We start from the raw sequence: 5,947 nt of genomic DNA on the forward strand, positions 1-5,947 counted from the left end.
CGCCACGGCGGAGGCCGCCGTCGACGCGGACGTACTGCTCGCCTGGTCACGCACCCCCGCCGGGCCGCGCCGTTTCGCCGAACTCGACGACACCGAACGCGCGGAGCTGAAGAAGTGGCTCGGCGAGGTCGCCGGGCCCGCCGTACCCGTCCTGCTCACCCTCGCCGAGACCGGGCGGGGACACGACGCGATGGCACTCGGCCTGCTCGGCGCCGCCCTGCGCGACCCCGCCGCCGGCCCCGACGTGGCCCTCGCCGTCGGCGGCCTCTTCGGCAAGGCCGGCCCACGCCGGGGAGAGATCAACGCCTTCACCGACGCGGTGGAGGGCACCCTGCTGCGCTGGATCGGAGAGGCCGCGGGGTCGGTCGACGCACGGCAGAAGGTGTTCGCCGTACTGCAGCGCGCCGACGAACTGGCCCGGGACGCCGGACTCACCACAGGCCTCGACAGCAGTCGTTTCCTCCTGTCCAGCTTCGCCGCCCAGCTCGCCGCCGTCGTCGAGGGCGCGCACCGGTCCCCCGCACAGGGCGAGGCCGCACTGGCCGAGCTGGCCGGACACGCCCTGGCGGGACTCTTCCCCGACCGGGTACGCGTCGCCGAGATGGCCGTGCGTCTCGCGCGCTGGCTGCGCCAGGGACCCTCTGCCGTGACGTCGGTGGCCGCGGGCGTGCGCGACCATGTCGCCGAGTGGGGGTGGGCCGACCGGGCACTGTCCGTTCTCTGGGCCGGTGACCCCGGCGGTGACCCGGCCGTCGCCCGAAGCCTGCGCGACCTCTACGAGGACGGACGGGCCCGGCGCGAACGGCTCGACGAACAGTTCGCCCGGCACCTGGCCGGCTGGGCGCCGAACGCCACCGCCCAGCAACCGGGCGGCTGCCTGGTCGTCGAAAACGTCCTCGACAGTGTCGTGCGCCCCCTGACGACGGGCGGATCGCCGCTGGTGATCGTGCTCGACGGCATGAGCAGTGCCGTCGCCGCGCAACTGGGGGAAGAAGCCGAACGCGAAGGCTGGCAGGAGGTCGTCCCCCGGCCCGACGAGGGCACCCCGCGCACCCGCCTCGCCGCCGTCTCCATGCTGCCCTCGATCACCCGCACGAGCCGGGCCTCCCTGCTCAGCGGCACGGCCGTCCAAGGGGGACAGTCCACCGAGACCTCCGGGTTCGCGGCCTTCTGGAAGAAGCGGCGCAAGGACGCGACCCTCTTCCACAAGGCGTCGATAGGAGGAGACGCGGGCCGCTTCCTCGCCCCCGAACTCACCTCCGCACTCGCCTCCGACGCGGTCGTCGGCGTCGTCCTCAACACCATCGACGACGCGCTCGACTCCGGGCAGCAGGGCCAGCGCACCGTGTGGTCCCTCGGCGACATCACCTACCTGCGGGAACTGCTGGCCGCCGCCCGCAGCTACGCACGTCCCGTCGTCCTCGTCGCCGACCACGGCCACATCATCGACCGAGGCCGGGGCCGGATGAGCCCCGCCGCGGACGGCGGCGGATCGGCACGCTGGCGGCCGGACACCGACGCCGGCGACGGCGAGGTCGTACTGAGCGGACCCCGCGTCCTCGAAGGAGACGGCACCATCACCGCCGCCTGGCACGAGGACATCCGGTACGCCGCCCGCCGGGCGGGCTACCACGGCGGGGCCTGCCTCGCCGAGATGACCGTCCCGGTCCTCGTTCTCCTTCCCTCGAAGGAGCTCGCCCCCCGCGACTGGGAACCGCTGCCCCGGGAACAGGCCGTACCCTCCTGGTGGAAGGCCACCGTCACGGCACCCGTAGAGGTGCCCGAACCCCGCCCCGAAAACGCCGCGCAACCCACGCGGAGACCGGCGAAGCCCACGCGTCGGCAGAACGAAGAACTGTTCGGCACCGACGACGTGGTGATGCCCGAAGCGGCGCCGGAGACACCGCCCGCTCCCGCGACCCTCGGCGGGCGCGTGGTGGCGAGCGAGGTGTACGAGGCGCAGAAGGAGTACGTGCGCAAGGCTCCGGAAGGCAAGGTCGTCGCCGCCGTCATCGACGCGCTCGCCGCCGCCGGAGGCACCATGTCGCCCGCCGCCCTGGCCGCCGCCATCTCGGCGACCGGCCGGGTGCGGCGCAACATCGAGGGCTTCGTCGCCACCGTGCAGCGCCTGCTCAACGTCGAGGGGTACCCGGTACTCGGCTTCGTCGACGCCGGTCACGCCGTGAAGCTCGACACGGCCCTGCTGCGTGATCAGTTCCTGACCGCCGACGCGAAGGCCGGGTCGCCGAGGAAGGACACGCCATGAGCACGGCGGCACCCGCCAGTCCCGTACGCCTGCGGGAGGTCGTGGACGCGCTGCGGCGCGGCACCGTACCGCAGGCCGGGCTGGACCTGCTCGCCGTCGGCCTGGACCGGTTCGAGACCGCGCTCGACGACGACCTGGCCGGGGTGGCACGGGGCGGAGCGGCGTTCCACGCCCTCCGCGGCGAGTACGGCTCCGGGAAGACGTTCTTCGCGCGGTGGCTCGCCGAGCGCGCCAAACGAGCCGGACTCGCCACGGCCGAAGTCCAGATCTCCGAGACCGAGACCCCGCTGCACCGGCTGGAAACGGTCTACCGCAGACTCACCGAGCGCCTGACGACCGCCACCCATCAGCCCAGCGCACTGCGCGCGGTCGTCGACTCGTGGTTCTACACACTGGAGGAGGAGGTCCTCGACGCCGGGGAGACGGACGAGGAGGACGAGGCGGCGCTCGCGGCGGCCGTCGACATGCTCATGGAACGCAGACTCGCCGACGTCGCCAGGACCACCCCCGCCTTCGCCGCCGTACTGCGCGGCTACCGGCGGGCCGTGGCCGCCGGGGACGGGGCGACGGCGGAAGCGCTCATCGCCTGGCTCGGCGGCCAGAAGTCGGTCGCGGCCTCCGCCCGCCGCAGTGCCGGCGTCCGCGGCGACCTCGACCACTTCGCGGCGCTCGGCTTCCTGCAAGGGCTGCTCACCGTGCTGCGCGACTGCGGCCACCCCGGCCTCCTGCTCGTCCTCGACGAGATCGAGACCCTGCAACGGGTGCGTGGCGACGTCCGGGAGAAGGGCCTCAACGCGCTGAGGCAACTCCTGGACGAGATCGACGCCGGCCGATTCCCGGGGCTCTTCCTCGTCATCACGGGAACCCCGGCGTTCTACGAGGGACAACAGGGCGCGCAGCGGCTGCCTCCCCTCGCGCAACGGCTGGCCACCGACTTCACGACCGACCCGCGCTTCGACTCCCCGCGCGCCGTCCAGCTCCGACTCCCGGGATTCGACCTGCCTCAGCTCGGCGAACTCGGCCGTACCGTGCGCGACTTGTACGCCCGGATCGCCCGCCATCCCGAGCGGGTGGCGGAGCGGGTCGACGACGCGTATCTGACGGAGCTGGCCAGAGCCGTCACCGGCGGACTCGGCGGCAAGGTCGGCGTCGCGCCCCGCGTGTTCCTGCGCAAGCTGGTGGCCGACATCCTCGACCGCGTCGACGAGTTCGAGGACTTCGACCCGCGCACGCACTACGCGCTCACCATCACCTCGTCCGAACTCACCGAGACCGAACGCAACGCGGCCGCGTCCGGGGACGCCGGCGCCGTCGAACTGGAGCTGCCGTGAGCGCCGGGGACCTGGACCCGGCGCTCATCCACCACATCGTCAACACCCTGGGCTGGCGAAGCCTGCGTCCACTTCAGGAAGCAGCCGTCACCCCCCTGGCCTGCGGAGACGACGCCGTCCTGCTCGCTCCCACCGCGGGCGGCAAGACCGAGGCAGCCGCCTTCCCCCTGCTGACCCGGATGACAGGGGAGCGATGGAGCGGTACTTCCGTCCTCTACGTCTGTCCGCTGAAGGCCCTGCTCAACAACCTGCTGCCACGGCTGGAGACCTACACCTCCTGGCTCGGCCGCACCGCGGCCCTGTGGCACGGCGACACCACGGCCGGTGCCCGCAAACGGATCCTCGCCGCACGTCCCGACGTCCTGCTCACCACACCGGAATCACTCGAAGCGATGCTGGTGAGCGTCAACGTCGACCACACCTCGTTCTTCTCGGGGTTGCAATCCGTCGTGGTGGACGAGGTGCACGCCTTCGCCGGCGACGACCGGGGATGGCACCTTCTCGCCGTACTGGAACGGCTGCAACGGGTCGCGGGCCGGCCTGTGCAGCGCGTCGGCCTCTCGGCGACCGTCGGCAATCCGGAAGCGCTGCTCACCTGGTTGCAGGGTTCGGGGGCGAACAAGCGGCCGGGGCAGGTCATCGCTCCCCACCTGATCGATCCTCCGCCCCCGGGGGCCGGAGCCGGAGCCGAACCCGCGCCCGTGCCGTCCGGCGGCCCGACCGCCGTACCGCCGGGAGACATCCAGCTCGACCACGTCGGCTCACTGGACAACGCGGCCACCGTCATTGCCGCGCTGCACCGCGGCGAGAAACGCCTCGTCTTCTGCGAGTCACGGCGGTACGTGGAGGAGCTGGGGGAAAAGCTCCGTGCCAAGGGTGTCACCACCTTCCTGTCGCACGCTTCGCTCTCCCTCGACGAGCGCCGACGTGCCGAGGCGGCCTTCGCCGAGGCCCGCGACTGCGTGATCATCTCCACCAGCACTCTGGAACTCGGCATCGACGTCGGTGACCTGGACCGCGTCATCCAGATCGACGTCCCTGCCTCGGTCGCCTCCTTCCTCCAGCGCCTCGGCCGTTCCGGACGCCGTGAAGGGTCCGCACGCAACTGCCTGTTCCTCGCCCTGGACGAGGACGGTCTGCTGGGCGCGGCCGGACTGCTGCTCAAGTGGTCGCAGGGCTGGGTGGAACCGGTCGTGGCGCCACCGGAGCCCCGGCACATCGTCGCCCAGCAACTCCTGGCGCTGTGCTTGCAGGAACATCGCGTCGGTGAGCACTTGTGGCAGGAGTGGTGGAACGGACTCGGCCCCTTCGGCACCTCCACCGCCGAGCCCATCGTCCGGCACCTCGTCGACCAGGGATACCTGGACCGGGACGGCGGCATGCTGTTCATCGGACCGGAGGCCGAACGGCGCTTCGGGCACCGCCACTTCATGAACCTCACCGCCGTGTTCACCGCACCTCCGCAGTTCACCGTTCTCCAAGGACGCACGGAGATCGGCCGAACCGACCCCAGCCTCCTCACCGAACGGCTCGACGGTCCCCGTCGGCTTCTGCTGGCCGGCCGGAGCTGGCAGGTCACCTACATCGACTGGCGGCGCAGACGCTGCTTCGTCGAGCCAGTCGACGGGGGAGGCAAGGCGAAGTGGAGCAGCGCCGGGTTCGGCTTGGCGGGTTCCCATGAGCTCACGCGCGCCGAGCGCCAGGTACTGCTGGGTGAGGACCCGCCCGTGAAGATGACCCAACGGGCGACCAGCGCCCTGCGCCGGACCCGCGAGGAGTACCTGGATCGGGTGCATCCCGGAGGCACCTTGATCAGTCAGGACACGGGAGGCCACATGCGCTGGTGGACCTGGGCAGGCCACCGCGCCAACGCCACGCTCGCTGCGACCCTCGACACGGTGGTTGTGCCGGGGCAGCACATCAACGACCGCTGGATCCGGCTGCGGGAGGACGTCACCGCGCGCACCTGGAGCGACGCCACGAAGGACATGACAGACCAACTGTGTCTTCCCAACGTCGACGAACGCGCACTGCGCGGCCTGAAGTTCGCCGAGGCCCTCCCGCCACGCCTCGCCGAGGCCACACTGTCGGCCCGGCTGGCCGACACGGAGTCCGCTGCCGCCGTGCTCACGGAACCGGTGCGCTTCCTCCGGCGCGAACGGTGACATCGGCGTGGTGCTCCATAGGGAGGAGGAAAGAAGGCGGTGAGCGGGCCGGCGCACGAAAAGTGGACATCCCGTACAGTCGCGGACGCCGTTTGGAACAATGGATCGACGATGACCTCCGAGACCTCCCGGACGCCCGAAGCCTCCCAGCGCTCCAGCCCCGTCCCCGCCGACTACGCCCCCTT

The 5,947-nt window shown here is 71.7% G+C and carries 3 protein-coding genes; all 3 read left to right on the forward strand.

Going from position 1 to position 5,947, the window contains the following annotated elements:
• The coding region (pglZ, locus tag AOK11_RS32495) for a BREX-2 system phosphatase PglZ (protein WP_055597274.1) at positions 1–2,266 on the forward strand (2,266 nt) is incomplete at its 5' end.
• On the forward strand, positions 2,263–3,597 hold the full coding sequence (gene brxD, locus AOK11_RS32500) for a BREX system ATP-binding protein BrxD (RefSeq protein ID WP_055597275.1): 1,335 nt from the start codon (positions 2,263–2,265) through the stop codon (positions 3,595–3,597). The genes pglZ and brxD, both read left to right, overlap by 4 nt.
• Complete coding sequence (locus tag AOK11_RS32505) at positions 3,594–5,762, forward strand: DEAD/DEAH box helicase (RefSeq protein WP_055597276.1); 2,169 nt, start codon at positions 3,594–3,596, stop codon at positions 5,760–5,762. Before brxD ends, AOK11_RS32505 begins: the two co-directional genes overlap by 4 nt.
• Positions 5,763–5,947 lie beyond the last annotated feature (185 nt).

The organism is Streptomyces hirsutus, assembly GCF_001418415.1.
GTDB classification, from domain to species: domain Bacteria; phylum Actinomycetota; class Actinomycetes; order Streptomycetales; family Streptomycetaceae; genus Streptomyces; species Streptomyces hirsutus.